The organism is Desulfofundulus salinus, from assembly GCF_003627965.1.
Classification (GTDB): Bacteria; Bacillota; Desulfotomaculia; order Desulfotomaculales; family Desulfovirgulaceae; genus Desulfofundulus; species Desulfofundulus salinus.
The window spans coordinates 2515614-2517319 of the sequence record NZ_RBWE01000001.1 but is presented as its reverse complement, the minus strand read 5'-3'; the positions used below and the strand labels follow the sequence as shown (position 1 = coordinate 2517319).

Below are 1706 nucleotides of genomic sequence, written 5' to 3'. Positions count from 1 at the left end.
AAGATGAAGGTAGTAGTATTCACCAAACAAACCTTTGACACGGAAGCCAAAATCACCCTCGACGCGCAGGGCAAAATCAACCCGGAAGGCGTCAGCCTGATCATGAACCCCTACGATGAATTTGCCGTGGAAGAAGCCCTGCGCATCAAGGAAAAAACCAAAGGGGAAGTAACCGTGGTCAGTATGGGCGGTCCAAAGGCCCAGGACGTCCTGCGCCAGGCCCTGGCCATGGGCGCCGACCGGGCCGTGCTCATCACCCCCGAACTGGAAGAAATAGACGAATACACCACGGCCACCATCCTGGCCAGAGCCGTATCCCGCATGGAATACGACCTCATTTTGGGCGGCTGGCGGGCCATCGACGACGGCTCCGCCCAGGTAGCCGGGCGGGTGGCGGAAATCCTGGGACTGCCGGTGGTCAACATGGTCATCAAGCTGGAAATAGATGGCGGCAAGGCCCTGGCCACCCGGGAAATTGAAGGGGGCAGCGAAGTGGTGGAAGTGCCCCTGCCCGCGGTGATCACCGCCCAGAAAGGGTTAAACGAACCCCGCTATCCCACCATGAAGGGCATCATGCAGGCCAAAAAGAAACCCATGGAAAAACTCGCTCTGAGCGACCTGGGGCTTACCGCGGAAGAAGTAGCGCCCAAAGTGCGCGCCCTCAAATACTTCCTGCCCTCCCCCAGGGCACAAGGAAAGATCGTACCCGGAGAACCGGCAGAAGCTGCCGCCGCCCTGGTGCGGCTTCTGCGGGAAGAAGCAAAGGTCATCTAAGGAGGGTAGAAGGAAATGGGGAAAGGAATCTGGGTCTACGCCGAACACAAAAACGGCAAGGTTAAAAAAGTCACCTATGAAATGCTGGGTGCCGCCCGCCAGCTGGCTGACCAGCTGGCTGAAGAAGTTGCGGCTGTAATCATCGGCAAAGGTGTGGGCGAACTCGCGTCCGCCCTGGGGGAATACGGTGCCGACAAGGTTTACGTGGTGGAACATGACGCCCTGGCCGAATACACCACCGACGGATACGCCAGGGCCCTGGCCCGGCTGGCCCTGGAACACCAGCCCACAGCCATCTTCCTGGGCTGCACCGTGCAGGGGCGGGACCTGGCCGCCCAGGTAGCCCAGCGGCTGCAGACGGGGCTGTGCACCGACTGCACGAAGGTGGAACTGCAGGACGGCCAGATAACTCTGACGCGGCCCATTTACGCGGGCAAGGCCTTTGTCCAGGCGATCTCTCCGGAAGCCCGGCCGGTGATGGCCACCATCAGGCCCAACGTACTGCCGGTGCCCCAACCCCAGGCGGGACGCGCGGCGGAAGTGGTACAGGTAGACGTGGAGCCGGGGGATATCCGCCAGATCATTAAAGAAGTAGTACGCCAGGTATCTACCCGTCCCGAACTCACCGAAGCGGACATTATTGTCTCCGGGGGCCGGGGGATGAAATCGGCGGAGAACTTCAAGATACTGGAAGAGCTGGCGGACGTGCTTGGGGCGGCGGTGGGAGCCTCCCGGGCGGCGGTGGATGCGGGTTATGCCCCTCACAGCATGCAGGTGGGTCAGACTGGTAAGACCGTATCCCCGCAGCTGTACATTGCCTGCGGCATCTCGGGAGCCATCCAGCACCTGGCGGGGATGGGCTCATCCAAGGTGATTGTGGCTATAAACAAGGACCCGGAAGCCAATATCTTCAAGGTGGCCGATTACGGGAT

The 1706-nt window shown here is 60.8% G+C and carries 2 protein-coding genes; both read left to right on the top strand.

The features are described from left to right. The first annotated feature begins 3 nt into the window (after nt 1–3). Complete coding sequence (locus D7024_RS12750) at nt 4–774, top strand: electron transfer flavoprotein subunit beta/FixA family protein (RefSeq protein ID WP_121452582.1); 771 nt, start codon at nt 4–6, stop codon at nt 772–774. A gap of 15 nt (nt 775–789) precedes the next feature. Next, a partial coding sequence (locus D7024_RS12745) for an electron transfer flavoprotein subunit alpha/FixB family protein (RefSeq protein WP_133306401.1) occupies nt 790–1706 on the top strand: 917 nt, incomplete at its 3' end.

Excerpts from the sequence above, each read along its gene's own strand:
- D7024_RS12750 (WP_121452582.1), top strand. The coding sequence starts at position 4 with ATGAAGGTAGTAGTATTCACCAAACAAACCTTTGACACGGAAGCCAAA.